General features: G+C 65.9%; 12 protein-coding genes and 2 pseudogenes. 1 reads left to right on the top strand and 13 read right to left on the bottom strand.

Going from position 1 to position 16,287, the window contains the following annotated elements; genetic code table 11:
• Positions 1 to 6: 6 nt before the first annotated feature.
• From H5P29_RS26460 to H5P29_RS26430, 7 genes and pseudogenes are all read right to left on the bottom strand, one after another.
• Positions 7 to 2,004: a chromosome partitioning protein ParB gene (locus H5P29_RS26460; RefSeq protein WP_185910204.1), complete on the bottom strand. Its 1,998-nt coding sequence runs from the start codon at positions 2,002 to 2,004 to the stop codon at positions 7 to 9.
• A gap of 259 nt (positions 2,005 to 2,263) precedes the next feature.
• Positions 2,264 to 3,061: pseudogene (locus tag H5P29_RS26455) on the bottom strand (DUF932 domain-containing protein); the annotation flags it as partial.
• Positions 3,062 to 3,293: 232 nt separating this feature from the next.
• A complete protein-coding gene (locus H5P29_RS26450) occupies positions 3,294 to 4,640 on the bottom strand; it encodes an NAD(P)/FAD-dependent oxidoreductase (protein WP_012112814.1) in 1,347 nt (448 codons plus the stop codon).
• A 47-nt stretch (positions 4,641 to 4,687) separates the two neighbouring features.
• Positions 4,688 to 6,991 (bottom strand): bifunctional organomercurial lyase/mercury(II) reductase MerBA, encoded by a 2,304-nt coding sequence (gene merBA / locus H5P29_RS26445; RefSeq protein ID WP_154387501.1) that lies wholly within the window; start codon positions 6,989 to 6,991, stop codon positions 4,688 to 4,690.
• Positions 6,988 to 7,236: a hypothetical protein gene (locus tag H5P29_RS26440; protein WP_036742955.1), complete on the bottom strand. Its 249-nt coding sequence runs from the start codon at positions 7,234 to 7,236 to the stop codon at positions 6,988 to 6,990. The genes merBA and H5P29_RS26440 overlap by 4 nt, the downstream gene beginning before the upstream one ends.
• Position 7,237: 1 nt before the next feature.
• Positions 7,238 to 7,534 (bottom strand): heavy-metal-associated domain-containing protein, encoded by a 297-nt coding sequence (locus tag H5P29_RS26435; protein WP_012112816.1) that lies wholly within the window; start codon positions 7,532 to 7,534, stop codon positions 7,238 to 7,240.
• Positions 7,535 to 7,555: 21 nt separating this feature from the next.
• Positions 7,556 to 7,951 carry a mercuric transporter MerT family protein gene (locus tag H5P29_RS26430; RefSeq protein WP_231771510.1) on the bottom strand — a complete coding sequence of 132 codons (396 nt, stop codon included), beginning with the start codon at positions 7,949 to 7,951 and terminating at the stop codon, positions 7,556 to 7,558.
• A 116-nt stretch (positions 7,952 to 8,067) separates the two neighbouring features.
• Here H5P29_RS26430 and H5P29_RS26425 point away from each other — a divergent pair, with 116 nt between their 5' ends.
• Positions 8,068 to 8,496 carry a helix-turn-helix domain-containing protein gene (locus tag H5P29_RS26425; protein ID WP_012112818.1) on the top strand — a complete coding sequence of 143 codons (429 nt, stop codon included), beginning with the start codon at positions 8,068 to 8,070 and terminating at the stop codon, positions 8,494 to 8,496.
• 16 nt (positions 8,497 to 8,512) lie between these two features.
• Here H5P29_RS26425 and H5P29_RS26420 read toward each other — a convergent pair whose 3' ends face one another.
• The 6 genes and pseudogenes from H5P29_RS26420 to H5P29_RS26395 form a co-directional block, all read right to left on the bottom strand.
• A complete protein-coding gene (locus H5P29_RS26420) occupies positions 8,513 to 9,439 on the bottom strand; it encodes an ArdC family protein (protein WP_012112819.1) in 927 nt (308 codons plus the stop codon).
• Between the two features lie 216 nt (positions 9,440 to 9,655).
• Positions 9,656 to 10,096, bottom strand: coding sequence for a hypothetical protein (locus H5P29_RS26415; protein ID WP_012112820.1), 441 nt, complete (start codon positions 10,094 to 10,096; stop codon positions 9,656 to 9,658).
• Positions 10,093 to 12,258: a hypothetical protein gene (locus H5P29_RS26410; RefSeq protein ID WP_012112821.1), complete on the bottom strand. Its 2,166-nt coding sequence runs from the start codon at positions 12,256 to 12,258 to the stop codon at positions 10,093 to 10,095. The genes H5P29_RS26415 and H5P29_RS26410 overlap by 4 nt, the downstream gene beginning before the upstream one ends.
• Entirely contained in the window at positions 12,255 to 14,096 is a 1,842-nt protein-coding gene (locus H5P29_RS26405) for a hypothetical protein (protein ID WP_012112822.1), read from the bottom strand. Before H5P29_RS26405 ends, H5P29_RS26410 begins: the two co-directional genes overlap by 4 nt.
• Positions 14,093 to 15,550: a site-specific integrase gene (locus H5P29_RS26400; RefSeq protein ID WP_049775853.1), complete on the bottom strand. Its 1,458-nt coding sequence runs from the start codon at positions 15,548 to 15,550 to the stop codon at positions 14,093 to 14,095. The genes H5P29_RS26405 and H5P29_RS26400 overlap by 4 nt, the downstream gene beginning before the upstream one ends.
• Before the next feature lie 227 nt (positions 15,551 to 15,777).
• A pseudogene (locus H5P29_RS26395) lies at positions 15,778 to 16,179 on the bottom strand (DUF932 domain-containing protein); the annotation flags it as partial.
• Positions 16,180 to 16,287 lie beyond the last annotated feature (108 nt).

The following is a 16,287-nucleotide window of genomic DNA, read 5'->3' as shown; positions in this document are numbered from 1 at the left end:
TGATGGTTACCGCGATCTTCGCCCCATAGCCGTTAGGTCACCGTCTGCCGCAATTTCTTCGACGTCGGTCGCGCCGAGGAGTTGCAGCGGTTCGGGGAGCCATCCCCCATCGGCAAGAAGGCGCTCTGCTTCCTTCGCCATGTCGCCCTTCTTCAGATGCTGGATGAGCGACGCGGCACGCTCGCCCGCACCGTCGCGAACAGCTGTAAGGATGCGGGTCTTTGTGATCCGGCCAAGATAGTTGTCGACGGTCGGCCTCCAGTTGGCGTCGGTCACCATGTCGAAACCGGTCGCACGCGCCAGGCGGTCCGCGCCAGCGAGACGGCAACCGAGGCCATGCGGGGTCGGGCCGGAACCGCCATAAGGGCTTGGGCGCTCATGGATCGCGTTGACACCATAGCTGACGCAATGGGCGAGCAGGGCCATCCGGGTAGAGTCATCGCGTGCGGCAATCCAGTCCCAGAGTGCGCCTTCGTCTGAGGGCAGGTCGGACTTCCAGGCGTCGTGGCGCTCGCTGATCGCCTTGGCCGATGATGTGTCCTTGAGATCTGTGCCCTGTGCCGCGAAACAGGCTTGGCGTATCGAGACTTCCAGGCATCCCGTTGGAGCCGCAAAATGATAGCGCTCCATAACCATGCGATGCAGCAAGGCTGTCATTGCGACATGGGGATTTTCGGCAAGCGCGTTCTGCAGCGCGAGCGTGCGGTGGGCGGTGAGTTCGCCGACCAGGCGTTCGGGAAGGGGCCTAATGCCGCCGTCGTCCTCATCCTCCTTGTCGGCCGGTTGGCCGCCGATGGTGATGACGGTGCGCTGAACGCCGTCCCGATCGACGGCTTGCCAGGCATCGTCCTCGATGCCACCACCCTCACAGCCTGTGCTATCGGCTATGATCGGTGACTCGTCCTCGGACCTGACGTATCCAGGGTCGACCACAAGCTCGCCTTCGCGACTGATGCTGATGAAGACACCAGCGCGCGAGATCTCGGCTGGGTCGAACTTCACGGGCCTGTCTTCGAAGGCCAAGAGTGCTGCTTCGATCTCAGCAAGCCGCTGGTCGACGGCCTCGGGCAGCTCGTCAGCATCGCTGTACTCGGCTTCGAGCTCGTCATGTTCGTTGCGCAATGCTTTCCAGTTCGCGCTCTCTTTTTCGTTGAGTGCCTCAGTCACGCCGGCCAGTTTGCGGAGGGCGTTAGCATGGCCATAAGGCAGCTCGACAGACGCCGAGATCCACTTCCAGCCCTCGCTTGCGAACTCATCTGCCAAGCCTTGCAGCTTCTCATCGACGAGGCGGTCAAGGAGGGGGACATCCTCCAGCCAACCGCTGGTGTCGTCACAGAAGAGATCACGCAGGACAATGCCGCCGGCGGCTTTGTAGGCGTCGATGCCGATGAAGCGAGCACGCTTATCGGTAGTTGGGACCGTCGTCTCGGTCAGCATGCGACGGATCTGCCACGGCTCTTTCTGCCAAGAACCGCAGATGCGCTCCCAGACCTGCTCCTGTCGCCCATGATCGGGATTGACGGTGAATGCCTCGAGCATTGCGAGCGTCATTTCCTCGCGCACATACGCGTCAAGTAGGGTCGGTGCCACCGTTGCGAGACGCAGACGCTGGGTGATGTAGCGCGGCGTGGTGCGATAGGCGTCAGCGATTTCCTCTTTCGATAAGCCATCGTCCAGCATGCGCTTGAACCCCTTGAACTGGTCGAGGGGATGCAGGGCGAGACGCACAGTGTTTTCCGCAAGCGAGTCATCGACGGCGGATGTCTTCGCGTTGGCCTTCTTGACGAGGCACGGGACGGGACCGTCGGCTGGAAAGCGGCCGGCTTCCACCAGTCGCGCAATTGCCCTGTAGCGGCGCCCACCCGCCGGCGTCTCGAAATCGCCGGTCTCGTTGCCGTCGGCGTCCATAATGGCGCGGACATTGAGACCCTGCACGATGTCCTCGCGTCGGTCGATGTCATGGGTGAGTTCGTCGAGACCTTCTTCGACGTTGACCTCACGCACATTGCTCTCCGACAGGAATATCCGGTTGAACGGAATGTCGCGCGACTGCGAAAAGACGATCAACGCGACGGCGGGCTTCTTCTTGGCAGCTTTGGCCATTGTCGTTCTCCATGACGGACCCCGAGAGCTCTCTCTCGGATCTGAAATCCGTCACGAAGCGAAGCGCCGCCCTCTTCCTCTGGAGGGCAGCACCACACAGCCAGCGAGCCGGTAAGACACAAAGGGGAAGTCCGGATGGGCTCCCGGAATGCAGTAACGATCAGGCGGCTCGATCGAGTAGCTTCTTGGCCTTCGCCTCCATATCGAGGCGGGCATCCTGATGGGGTTTGTCTCGCGCGACGGCCGTGACGCCCTGCACGAAATCGAAAATGCTCTCGGGCGGGCGGCCTTCCTCGATCAGCACGGTGTCTATGATTTTAGCAGTCTCGGCCCTGGAGAAGCCGCGCCGGCGCAGGAACTCAGAGCGGTCGTCGTCGCTACGCGCGACGATCCGTTCACGCGATGCCTTGATGCCGTTGATGAAGGGTAGCGGCGAGGAGTTAGCGAAATTGAGAAGTGCGGGCGCTGCCTCATGAGCAAATCGGGAGGCGGCGTATTTTGAGTGTCTGATGGTGATTTCCTCAAAATCTTCGACGCCCCAGAGGTTTCGGTTCTGGCACACAGCGCGGAGATAGAAGCTCGCAATTCCCAGCGTCTTGGCGCCGACTTCTGAATTCCAGCAGTAGAAGCCGCGGAAATAGAGATCGGGCGAGCCATCCGGAAGCTTGCCTGCCTCGATCGGATTGAGATCGTCGACAAGGAAGATGAAGACATCTCGGTCCGAGGCGTAAAGCGTTGTTGTGTCTTTGGTGATGTCGACACCGGGATTGTAGATGCCAGTTGACCAGTCGAGCACGCCCGGAACCTTCCATCGGGTGTCCCCGGTGCCGTTGCCGGCGATGCGCTGGACAGCCTCGACGAGCTCGTGGTCGTAGATGCGGCCGTAGTCCGGGCCGGTGACGGCACGCAATTCCAAGCGACCGTCGCCCGTCTCAAGCGTCTTCACTTGCTCCGCCCTTTATCTGAACAGTCAAGCTGTCTCAGCGGACTTTCATCAGCCGAAACCAGCCGATCTGGCGGCGTTGCGCGGTTTTAGAACGGGTGAGACACTCGGGAGTATCTGGAGGGCTGCTCTTCGCATTGCGGTTCGTGGTTTTTACGACTGCTCAGCGAACCGAATGCGACTGGTGAAGGGATTTCTTTCGTGCAGACTGCTCCGCGGCCGTACCGGTCGACCACCTCACTTACGCTCAAAGCATCTCGCCGATATCTGACGCGCCGCTGGGATATGCGAACATGGTGGTCTTCAACTGCTCTGCCGTCAGCCCTTGCCTGATCGCCAGTGCAAAGATGTTGATCACTTCGTCAGCGTGCGGACCGACAAGATGGGCGCCGAGGATGCGGTCAGTGTCCGCGTCGACCAACGTTTTGAAGCCATACACCGTCTCGGCCTGCTGGCGTGCGGTGAACCAGCCGTCCACGCGCTCGGTCTTTACGCGAACGTTCAGGCCTTTCTCACGCGCCTTGGCTTCGCTCATGCCGACGGCTGCGATCGGCGGGATGGTGAAGGCGACACTCGGAACGCCTGTGTATTCAGGCCTGACCGTGTTGCCGTTGAGCAGGTTCGCCGAGACTACCTTCGCGTCATGGCTTGATACCGGAGTGAGCGGCGGTCCTAGGCCGGCGGCATCACCTGCTGCGTAGACCGCGGGGTTGGAGACGCTTTGCAAAAATCCGTTCAACGCCAGCCGCCCGTTATGGTGCTTTACGCTCCCGGCATCGAGATCGAGCGTCGCGAGCGCCGGCGCCCGACCCGCGGCATGGACGACCAGATCTGCGTCCATATCGAGTTCGCCGTCAGGACAGTCCGCCCGGACGCGATAGCCGTCTGATACCTTCTCAATGGCGGTCACCCCTGCCTGTGTGCGGACATTGATGCCGCGCTCGCTGAACTTGTCCATCAGCCAGCCGACGAGATCGGGGTCGAATTGCTTGAGCATTCGCTTCCCGTGCTGAAGAATTGTGACCTGTGCTCCGGCGCGCGCCGCGATGTGCGAAAACTCGGCCGCGATATAACCGCCGCCGACAAGGACGATGCGTTCAGGCAGGCTCTCCAGTTCCAGGAAGCCTTCATTGGTGATCAGGTGCTGCTCGCCCGGAATGCCGAGCGGCACGGCCTCGGCGCCGGCGGCGATCACGATACGGTCCGCCTCGATCCTCTCTCCTCCGAACTCGAGCGCATTCGGGCCGATAAAGCGAACGTGACCGTGGAAGGCGTGAATCCCTTTGTCGGCAAAGGCTTTCTCACGCTTCTGCGGTACCGGATCGGTGAAGCTGCGCTTGAAGGCCATCAGTCCCGTCCAATCGAGCGTCGCGTCCCCTTCGATTCCACGTCCGCTCATGCGCCAGGCGTGATCAGCCGCCTCGGCGCCGCCGACCATCATCTTCTTCGGATCGCAACCGCGCAAGGCGCAGGTGCCCCCGAAGGGCCGGAAGTCCGCGACGGCGACGCTCCAGCCAGCCGCACGAACCCTGTGTGCTGTTACGATCGCAGCCGTTCCCGTGCCGATGATCGCAAGGTCATATCTCTTCGCCACTAGATCTCCTCCAACATTGTCACGTTCGACATCCGAGCCTTCACGGCTCAGCCGGCGCAGCATGAGAGCTTCGCCACGTCCTTGTCGAAGGCAAGAGCCGCGAGCTTCAGGCCCTCAACGGTGGTGAGATACGGAAAGAGCGTATCCGCGAGGTCGTCGACGGTGAGGCCGTGCCGGATTGCCAGGGCCGCCGTCTGGATGCTGTCGGCTCCCTCCGGTGCGAGGATATGCGCCCCGAGCAGCCGGCCGCTGCCAGCGTCGGCGACGAGCTTGATGAGCCCGCGTGTGTCTCGGGCGGCAATCGCGCGCGGCACCTGGTCGAGACCGATCGTGGAGACACGGACGGCGTGGCCGGCGGTCCGCGCAGCCGCCTCTGTCAGCCCGACGCTCGCCACCTGCGGATCGGTGAAGACGATGGCCGGCATGGCACTGTTGTCGTAGCGCAGGCTGTCGCCGTTGAGGGCGTTCTTCGCCGCGAGCTTGGCACCGTAGGCGGCCATGTAGACGAACTGATCGTGACCGGTGACGTCGCCGGCAGCGTACACGCCCGATCTTGTCGTGCGCATGCGGTCATCGACGAAGATGCCGCCCTTCGGCGAGAGAGCGATCCCATGCTCGGCGAGCCCGAGACCTTCGATATTGGGCGCGCGGCCCGTCGCCACGAGCACCTGATCGGCGTCGATCGTGACGTCCTTGCCGTCGCGATGGACAGTGAGTGCAACACCGTCCGCGGTCTTGCGGATCGTCCGGTACGTGATGCCGGAAATCACCGCGATGCTCTCGTCCATGAAATACCCCGTCAGCGCCGTGCCGATCTCGGGTTCGGCCTCCGGAAGGAGACGCGAGCGGCACACCAGCGTCACCTCGACGCCGGCGCGGGCGAACATCTGGGCGAGTTCGGCCCCGATATAGCCGCCGCCGATCACGAGCAGAGATCGGGGCAGCGCCTCGAGATCAAGCGCCGTCGTGCTCGTCAGGTATGGCACGGTCTCGATGCCGGGGATGACAGGGACGGCCGGTCGCGCGCCGGTCGCGATGATGATCTTGCCGGCTGAGACAAACGTGCCGTCCACCTGGACGCCGCCGTCCACGATGCGCGCCGGCCCTTCGCGATAGGCGATGCCGTTGTAAGCCGGGAGCAGGTCGGCGTACTTGGCCTGACGTAGCTCCGAAACCAGCGCGTCCTTCTGACGGACGGTTCCGCCCCAGTCGGTCAGTTCGGCCTCGGCCGTGATGCCGGCGAAACGTGCCGCGGCTCGGGCATTGTGGAGCGTCTCGGCGGCGCGGATCAGCGTCTTCGACGGCACGCAACCGATATTGACGCAGGTGCCGCCGATGGTGCCGCTGCCGATGAGGGCCACCTGGGCGCCCTGATCGGCTGCCGTGATCGCGGCCGAGAAGCCGGCCGAGCCGGCGCCGATGATGGCAAGGTCGTAGGAACCATTGTTGCGGCCATTCGTGCCAAGGCGCCGATGCGTCACGGGCCTGTCCGGCGATGCCGTATCGCCCGACGATTGAGGCTCACCTTGTGTCTCGGCCGCGTTGTTGCCGTGGCCGGCGATTGTGCCGATTCCGGCAAGGCTGGGCCCGAAGATCGCCCGACCTGCTTCGAGAGCTTCCTCGATCGACAGCCGGAATCCCGGCTCGTCTGCAGGACGCTGCTGGCGCCACGCGGCGAGGTGATCGTCGGAACAGAAGAAGGATGTTGCAGTGCACAGCGAGTTCGCAGCGCATCCGCCTTCGTAATGGACGCTGAGCCATACGACGGCCGTCGTCGGCTCAACGTCGGCCAGAGCCCGGCCCCGTTCCTGCGTGGTGATCCGGACCGGCGCGCCGCAGTGGCGGCAGCGCGAGACGATCGAGATGTCTTGGTCGGTCATAGCGCCGATGCCGAGCGCGTCGACCGCGCACATCGCAGTAAGAGTGCGTCCGTCCAGTGTGACCCGGTGGCCGGTGTCGCGGTCGGTGAAGGGATACGCGCCGACAATCATGTCGCCATCGAGTACGACGAGGTCGCGACGGCGGAGCTCTTCGAGCAGCGCACGGACGGCTTCCTCGCTCAGCCCCGCACGCTTGGCAAGCGCGCTTGGGGTCGGGGCTCGCCCGTGTTCGGCGTAGAGCTGTAGCAACGCAACGCGCACGCGATCCGTGGCCGCCTCGTAGCCGCTCCAGCGGTTGAGCACATGGTCGGAGCCGACCATGGCCAGCAGGGCCTCCTTCACCACGGGTGACGAAACCACCGACCAGTCCGGAAACGTCACACCCGGCCGCACGGCCAAGCTCGGCACCGTTGCGGATGTAGAAACCGTCGCCTTGTCGCGGGACGCGGAGGATGTGCAGCAATCGTTCATGGCTTCAGGCCTTCATTCAGAATCTTCGTGTTGGAACAGACGACCTTTGCACGGCGATGATGGATGCCGCAGGCGACAAGCCCGAGGCCCGCGGCGATCAGGGAAAGCACGACCAGACCCGAACCCGTCAACCACGCGCCGAGGCCGGCCAGCGGCGGGGGCACGGCAAGGAGTGGCGCCGCGCAGCAGATCGCAACGACAATGGCGCCTGCGGCGCCGGTGCGGATCAGGGCGCGGTCATGCATGTCAACTGCCTTGCTCCTGCGTCGGGCGGGCCGGATAGCCGGCATTCATGCTGGCGGCCGCGATGGCATCCGGGGTCGTCTGCGCGTCGTCGAAGGTCACGGTCGCGGTCTTGGCTTCGAACGAGACGGCCACCGTCGAGACCCCGGGGACCGCCGCCATCGAGGTCTTCACGATGTAGGGGCAGGAGGCGCAGGTCATGTTGTCGATGGCGAAGGTGACTGTGCGTTCGGTAGCGAACACGGCAGGCGCGGTCATCACCGACATGATCAAAGCAAGAGCACTCAAACTCTTCTTCATGGGACGGGTCTCCTCTTGGTGTCAGGCGGAAAGCAGCAGCGGGGCGACGTAGTCGAATGCGAAGGCGGCCGCGACGAGCACCGTCGCAAACCAGAGCGCGATCTGGACAATGCGGCTGGGGATCGGGCGCGCGCAGGCAGCATCCTCGGCGCAGGCCCGCCTCGGCTTCCAGTAGACGAGATAGAAGCCGTAGCCGAGAACGCCCGTCGTCCCGGCGACGAAGAGCGGCTTGTAGGGCGCGAGCGCCGTCAGATTGCCGATCCAGGCGCCACCAATGCCTAGGCTAAACAGGATGAGCGGGACGATGCAGCACGAGGAGGCGGCAAGCGCGCCGAGAATGCCGCCGACGGCGACCAGGCGCTGCCGTCCGACTTCGGCTCGGTCCGACGCGAGCACGTCGGTCGTGGCGGACGTCATGCCCGCCGTGCTGGGTCGCGATATATCCATGTCCGATCTCGCTTTCCTTGCCGAAATCCTCATTGCGCAGTACCATGCGGTCTGTAGCAACTACAGGGTCAAGAGGGATTTTTGCGATGCGCGATCACGCTGGCGTGAAGGGCCTGCAGCGGGCTGAGCTCGCCCGGCGGACGGGCAGCAATCTGGAGACTGTGCGCTACTACGAGAAGGTCGGGCTCCTGCCCGAGCCACCGCGCACGGCGGCCGGCTACCGCAGCTACGACACGACGCACGAGCGGCGCCTTCGCTTTGTGCTGCGGGCACGCGAGCTCGGCTTCTCACTCGACGAAATCCGCGAGCTGTTGCGCCTGGTCGACGAACGCGACCAGCCCTGCGCCGAGGCAAGCGCGGTCGCCGCCGCGCATCTCGACGATGTGCGGGCGAAGATCGCTGACCTGAAGCGCATGGAGCGGGTGCTCAAGGACGTCGTCGCGCAATGCGCCGACGGCACGCGGCCGGAATGTCCGCTGATTGAGGCGCTGTTCCGGGAGCGAACTGTCAACTGATCGGGTCGAGGAGCGCCTATGCGGCGCCCCTGACGTCGTTCCGGCAAGCGTTGCCCTGCTGGGCGTGCAGCCAGTCGGCGATCTGCTGCGCCTTGGCTGCGGCGGTGAAGATCGCGCGCTTGTCGGAGCGAAGCACCTCGAGCCAGGAGGCGATATAGCTGGCGTGGTCGGGCCGCGGCTCGACGCTGAGATGGAGGTCGGCGCAGATCATGGCGCTCAGGAGCTCGACCGTGCATTCCTCCATAGCATAGGCGGCCGAGCCGAACCGTCCGGAGAGATCACGGTCGAGGCGATGCCTGGCGCCGGAGGCGTGCCCGCATTCGTGGAGCAGCACGGCGTAATAGGCTGCGGCATCGCGGAAGCAGGCGAAGTCGGGCATCTGCACGTGGTCGGTGGATGGGCGGTAACAGGCCTGCGATCCGCCGTGGCGGATGTCGATGCCGAGCGCTGCGCAGAACCGTTCGGCCCGCTCGATGCGCTCGGCCTCGGGTAGCACCGGTATCTCGGGCGGCGTGTAGCCGTCGACCTGCGCGCAGTTGAAGACCGTGTAGCCGCGGGCGAACATGCGCCGGGCGGGCTCGTCGCGATCCTCGTCGCCGTCCTGTACGTCTGCCTTGCCGTGGCGATCGACGGTCTTCCAGAACACGACGAGGTGCCCGCGCTCGCCCTTGCGGACCTGGGCGCCGAGCGCCTGCCACTGGCGATAGGTGCCCCAGATGCCGGCGGGAAAGCCGGCGGCGTGCGCGGCGGCCCAGAGTGCGATGACGTTGACGCCACGATAGGCCTTGCGCGAGGCGACGTTGACGGGCGTAGTGATGGCCGATCCGTCGTGGTGCCAGGGCATCCGGTACTGGTCGGCGCCGGCCTCGATGGCGGCGATGATCTGGCTGGTGACACGCTCGTAGATGTCGTTCCGGGGCTGGGGTGTGCGATCGGTGGTCATGGCTGCCTCCTGTGTTCGCCCTCTCCGTCGAGGGCGAGGCGGCAGGGGCAGACGCGGGAAGCCGGGCCGTCACACCCTGTTCTCGGTGCTGGTGCGGAACAGGGTTGATGGGCCGGCAGCGTCTGCCACAACCCGAGCCCTGCCTCGACGGGCGAGCACGGGAGGCAGCCATGACCGGCGAGCGGCGCCTGGACCGGTCAGGATGAAGCGCGGCTGTCAGCCGGTGCCGTCCAGAGGCGGACGCCGCAACGGGACGACCCTGGCGTCCACGGATCGAGACAGCTCCGCTCGCAGACCTTCGATGACGGCATCTCGCTCGGCGAGCTGCAACGTCAGCATCTGGATGTGCTGCGCGAGCGTCCGGGTGAGCGCCCGCAGCTCCGCCATCTCGGCACCACGCACGGCGCGTAGTTCCGCTTCCAGAGCATGGATGCGTTCCTTGAGGGCCCTGGGCGACGATCGCCGCAGGCGGGCTTCGGCCGCGCGGAGCTCGGCGAGAAGATCGCCGGCCCGGTTCGCCGTCGCTCGGCTGACGCCGGCCTCGCGCGCCAGGTTGGCGACGGTCAGCGCCCCGTCGGTGCGTTCAGGGCGGCCGTCGAGCAACCGCTTCATGGCAGCCCTTAGCGCCGCTTGGCTCTTCGGCCCGAGCGCGGTCATGCGTCACCGTCCATGAGAGGCGCGATCAGCCGGCACTTGCGCTCGTTGTCCCGCAGGATCGCCGTGCGCTGCAGCGGCGATAGACGCCGGTCGGCCAGAAGCGCTTCGCCCTCGACGATCGAGGCCTGCCACGGTTCGCGGTGCCGGGCGGTCAGGCAGGCGTTCGGGCACCGGTCGGGGCTGCAGCGCGATAGGGCCGGCGCCGTCCGCTCGGCATCTGGCGCGCCGGTGAGGCAGAGCGCGGTCGCTGCATCGAACAGGCAGTCGTTGAGGAAACCGACATGCAGGGTCCGCCCGAGATGGGCAACCATGGTGCGCAGCCGCTTGCGGTCCAAGATCCGGCCGGGAAGATCGCCAAGTTCCTCCTGCACGCGGCCGAACTCGCGTCGCAGTCGCGCAGCACCCGGTCCCGCCGGGCCTTCACGGCGAAGATAGGCCTCGTAATGGGCGACAATGTCGTCGAGCTGGCCGAGTGCACGTTCGCGCTCGATCGCCAAGCGGAAGTCGGCCTGCGCCGATCCGGCATAGCCTTCGAACATGGCGACCGAGGCGTGCTTGTACTGGATCTTGCCGGCGACCGTGCCGAACGGCCGGTTGGCGATGTACCAGGCGATCGTGCGTCGGAGCTGCCGGGTCGTAAACTTCCAAGGCTCGTCGCCGATGCGCGGAATCGCCGGCGCGGCCTCCGAGCGCGTGTCGAGGCCCTCGCGGAAAAGGTTGAGTGTCGGCGTTGCACCCATCCCGAGATGATCGTTGCTCCAGGGCCAGTCCTTCAGCGCCACCCACAAGGATGACAGTTCCTTCTCTCGGCGATTGCGTGCCGAGAGAACCTCCATCACCGCGACGGCGCGAGCGACGGGCTCGATCGTGATCCAGTCGGCCGTGACGCCGCGCGCGCCATGGCGCTTGTACACCGTGCTGCGCAGCCGGTACCGCTCGACCAGGCCGTCGGCGCTGCGCACCGGCGACACGCAACCCGGCTGCATCGCCTGCACCTCGCTGTCGCGCATGCCGGTGAGGTAGGCGCAGACGAGATAGCAGGCGCCCTGCAACATCCGTTCTTCGCGGGCGAGGCTGAGGCCGTCGAAGCGCTCGCGCCATGGCAGTCCGGTGTCCGGATCGATCGAGATCGGCGTATCGAGCCCGCCGATCTCGGTTCCGAGCTCGGCGGCTGCCTTCTCGATCAGTCGTGCAGTCGGCTCGGACTGGCTGATGCGGCCGCTCTGCGGAGCGCCGGCGTGAAGGCGCATCAGATGGAGATTGTAGGGCGGGGTCTCTTCGCCGGTGAGCGGGTCGATGCGGCGGGCCACATTGGGCGCGTGCTCCCAGATCGGCACGCCTCGGCCCATGGCCCGGCGCACGTCGAGCCACTTGGCCACGCGGGCGCGATAGTTCTTGGCCACGGCCCGTCCGGCCCGCGCGTCCCGCGCCATCAATCGGGCGCAGCGGGCTTCGAGAGCGTCAAGCTCGGCCCGCGCCGCGAGGATATCGGGCGCATAGACCTCGACATACTTGAGCGCCCAGCGCAGCATGGCGCCGATGACCGGCTCGGGAATGCGCGGCGTGGCGTTCTCGGCGGGCGCTGGCGGCCGGCCGGCAACGCGGTGCGCCGCACGTCCACGCCACGGCAGGAAACCGATGCCGCCGCCGGTTAGCCATGGCGCCAGGTGATGCAGGTCGATCGGCACCTCGACATACTTCACCGTCTCGTGAGGCGTTCGCCGTCCGCCGTCACGGGCATACGCCAGATAGGCGTCGAGCAGCGCCTGATCGATCCGGCTGAGATCGACGGCGCCAGTCCTTGCGCGGAGGAACGCGGCGAAATGCTGGATGTAGCGCAGCAGGCGGATCGCCGAGGTCGCGCCGCAGGGCGCCCGATATCCCGGCACATGGATGCGCAGGCGGGCGATCACGTACTCCTTCGCCAGCCGCCGCGTGACGGGATCGGCGATGCGGGCGAGGTTCAGCCGGTAATTGCTGTAGCGGGCGTTCACCCGGAAAATGGCGGCGCCCAGGTCCCAAAGATCGTCACCGAAGCGCGGAAGTCGCGTGCGGTCGGCATCGTCCCTGACCGCCACGCCGGCAAGCACGGGCTCGTCGTTGCCATAAATGGCCGAAGGCAGCGACGCGTGCTGCGGCAGCTTGATCGGTGCCGGCATCATGGCGCTCTCGCTTCGGGCGGCAGGTAGAGGAGCGCGGGGTCCGATGACCCAATCCGACGGGCTTCCTCGATCTCGGCGTCGGCGAACCGGGGCAGAATCTGTTCGGCGATGCGTCCGTGAACCCGGCCGAACTTGGCGATCCAGTCGGCTTCGCTCAGCACCTGCCGCTGCGCCCGGATGAAGTTGAGGAAGGCCAGGAGCGCGGGCACCTTGCGGGCGGTGACCACGGCATTGCTGCATTCGAGACACCCCCAGAAGGGGGACGGACAGGCCTCTCCCTCCGAGCCGAACGGGCTGTTGTAGAAGCCGCCGCAACTGGCGAGCCAGACGTCCTGCTCGCCGCCGAACAGCGCCTTGACCGCGGCGGCGCCGACAACGGGAAGGCCGGTCGCCTTGTCGGGATCGGTCTGGACGGCCGCTTCCTCCTCCGACGACAGGACACAGGGGGGGAACGCGGCGTCGAGCGCATCGGTCATGGCGTCGGCAATTGTCGCCTCGTGCAGATGACGAAGCGCGGGAATGTCGGCGTAGTGGTCGGCCGCGACCGCGACAGTGTGGCCGACGGCGAAGCGGTCGAGCTGGCCGCCCGTGCGCCGGTACCATGCCGCCTTATGCGTCTTGCGCAGGCGCGTCAGATTGAGGCGAAGGCGTTGGCCCCGCTCATCAAGGATGCCGTGCCGGCGCGTCCATGAAGCCGCGAGCTCCTTCATGCTGAGCACCCGAGGGGTCAGGCGGCCCCAGGCACAGTGCGCCCAGAGCGTGTCGGCGCCGAGCCGGCTTCTCGCCGGACCGGTCCACTGCAGCGCCTTGCGGATCAAGCCGCCCGGCGTCGAGGAACCGCCGTCGCGCACACGCAGCCGCTTCCACTCGGCGCCGCGCGCCCGACGCTTGCAATACTCGATCTCGACATAGCCGCCCGCCGGGTTCTTCAGGCAGTCCGCTCGCAAGCCCTTGATCGCTTCGATCTCCATGCCGGTGTCGAGCGAGATAAGCACGATGAGCGGCACGAGATCGGCGGCGATGAGATGCCGGCGGCCATGCAGATCGTGGATCAGGCGATCGTTCGGCAGGCCACTCTCGCGGCGGAGCGTGTAGAGTCGCTTGAAGAGAGGGTGCCTGTGCCCGATGACGCCTTCCGCGTCGATCACTTCCATTACCTGTTTGTGGGTTGCTGCCAGCGCCTTGCTCCGATCGGAATCCTCGACCGCCGGAATACGATCGGCCTCGCCCAAGCGGCGGATGATGGCGGCGAGATCGGTGCGCGCCGCCTTCCGCAATGCCGCGGCGACATCATCGCCATAGGCATCGCGCGGCCTGGCGCGCACGCCGGGCCGATCGCTCGTGTACATCAGCCGGCGTGAGGCATCGGGCGGCAGGTGGCTGGGCTCCGCGGCCTCGGCAAGCCGCAGCAGGTTGAGCACCTTGCTCATGCGGTGCAGGCGGTGATTGGGATGCAGGCCGCTCCCCTCCATCCAGGAATCGAAGCCGTCGATGCAGACGGCACTGACGTCGGAGAGACGGGCGACGTGCGATCCGGCGGAATCGAGATAGCGCCAAAATGTCTTGAGCGCATTGGCATAGGCGTAGGCCGTCGAGATCGAGCCGGCCGGACCACCGACCTGGCAGGCGCGCCAGAGCGCGCCGGCAAAGGTCCGCGCCAATGCCTTGCGGCCGGCGAGCATCGTCAGGTCGATCGTCTTGCTGCGATCCGCCAGCGTGACGGTAAAGCGCAGCGATGCGATCGCAGCGGCGGCCTCGCCCTCGGGATCGGGCAGCGCCTCGGGAAAGAGGGCGCGGCGACCCGGCCGCCGCACCGATGGAGCCGCCGCGGCGGTCATGCCGCGCCGCCAGCCGTGTCTTCGGCCCAGCGATCCGCGGCGGCCTCGACCAGCTCCTGCGCCTCGGCGAGGCTGTCGAGATAGATGTAGGTGCTGGTGATACTCGCATGCCCCAGCAGGTGCTGGAGCTTCTGCAGAGGATCGCCGAGAATCCGCCGATAGGCTGCGCCGTGCTGGTCCTGCGGATCGAACACGGATCCGATCTGCTCGCGGATCAGCATGGAGAGCATGTTGACGGCGAAGGTGTGCCGCAGCGTGTGTGGCGTCACCTCGACCTCGATGCCGAAACGGCGGCAGCGGGTGCAGGCCCGCCGAAAGGCAGCTTCCCAAGTCGCCGAGGGCACGGGCTTGCCGCCTTCAGTCAGCCAGAGCAAGGCATGCTGCGCCTGGCCGGGCGTGCCGACCAGCACGCGGCGGCGTTCGCCCAGCGTCAGACGGTCGAGCCGGACACGCTTGCCCGCCGCGTCTGTTGCCTTCCCGTCCTCCAGCATCAGCCAGAGCGGATCGGACACCGAAGGCTCTGAGCGCGCGGCAGAGACCGTGCGCTCGAGATCGACATAGTCGCCGATCAATCTCAGTACCCGGCGGGGAACGCGGATGCGCCGTGGTCGTCCGCCCTTGGCGATCGGACCGGGGAGATCGAACGGCACCGAGCGCGATTCGGGATCGGTCAGGCGCGGCAGCTCACTCAGCAGCAGACTGCCGGCCTCTGTCAGCCGCAGGCCGGTCGTGACGAGAAGCTCGGCAAACAACGCATTGCGCTCGCCGTTGCGGCCGCGCCACGTCGCGTCCTCCGAGCCGTCGGGAAGCCGGCCGCGCAATCCCACCTCGCGGAACAGCAGGTAGCGGCCAAGATCGATGTAACGGGTATCGTGGCGCCGCGCGGCGCGCTCGCGGGCACGGTTCGTCGTCACAGCGAGCACTGCGCGGCTACCGCCGGCCCTGCGAAGGGTGGCGCCGTAGCTGAAGGGCGAGATCGCAATGATTCCTTCCTCGACAGCCCAGCGATAGAGCTTGTCGAGCGCGGCAACGCTCCGGTTCCAGCTCGCAGCCGAGATGCGGTAGGGAGCTGCCGACAGCCGACGCGCCCGGTGAAAGGCCAGGACATCGTCGCGGCCGGCCTGCCAGACCGTCTTGCCGCCGCGCCGTTCGACAAGAAAGCGCGCCCAGACGAGAATGTCGCGGGCGTAGGAGCGCCACGTGTTCGGCGATCGCGCTCCCATAGCAGGACAGGCACGAAAGAACCGGTTGAGAGCGAGATCGTAGCTGCCGTCATCCATCAGGATGAACGGCATGCCGTGAATCAGCCCGGTGCGCTCGACCGCGTCGAGCGCACCGGGCGCGAGGCTCACTGCAAGGTCATCAAGGAAAAGCGGACGCGAAATAGTGTCAAGATCGGTAAAATACAAATGCACGCACGATACCCAAGCGGAGCGCCTTCGGCGCAACTTCATTGTTTAGAATGCGAGGGGTTCCCCTCGCGCTCTCCCGCTCGCCGCGTGGCAGGGGTGCAGGACTTAGCCTGCACCCCATGAACAGCTTGTCGTGCCGCCGCCGCGTCAAGCGTTGTCCTCGCTACGCTGCGGGAACGCTTGACCCGGACGTCTGAAGAGCTTCACCGGAGCCGTGGTGAGGCGCCTCCAATGCACGATTCTGAGACAGGATCACAGAGTCAGGATAATGCACGATGCGTTGCGAGACCGTACTGCAGGTTTATGCCGGCCAGCGAAGCGGGGAGTTGGCGCAGATAGGCCGCGGGCGCTCCGACGAGGCTTGCGAGTTGTCCGAAACTCCAATGCGTCGGGGTGATGGGCAATTCCGCACCGGGGAGTACAAGCCTCAGCCGTTCCGGATCGCTCCGGCTCGCCTCGACCTGGATGCGCTCACTTTCGACGGTCCGGGTGCGGCTGCTTTCGGATCGCGCACGAACAGTATGAGCCAGATCGTTCAGAGATAGAAAGCGCTCGTCGTCGGGCCGCGAGAACCATTCCGACGAGACACGGCCGACGCGCTCGCCGCGCGTGACATCCACTTTGAAGCCACCATTGAGCTGGCGACTGGCATCGAGAACTTGCGTGTTCATGGCAGAAACCTCCCTGACGGCGCCGGAAGCCTCTCCTCCGACCTCAACCCGTCACGGAAAACCCGCCCTTCTCTCACTTTCCTGCGGCACCTCGGCACGTGGCCGATC

The organism is Aminobacter sp. MDW-2, assembly GCF_014250155.1.
Classification (GTDB): domain Bacteria; phylum Pseudomonadota; class Alphaproteobacteria; order Rhizobiales; family Rhizobiaceae; genus Aminobacter; species Aminobacter ciceronei.
The sequence above is the reverse complement of the archived record's forward strand: the minus strand, read 5'-3'. Positions and strand labels throughout refer to the sequence as shown.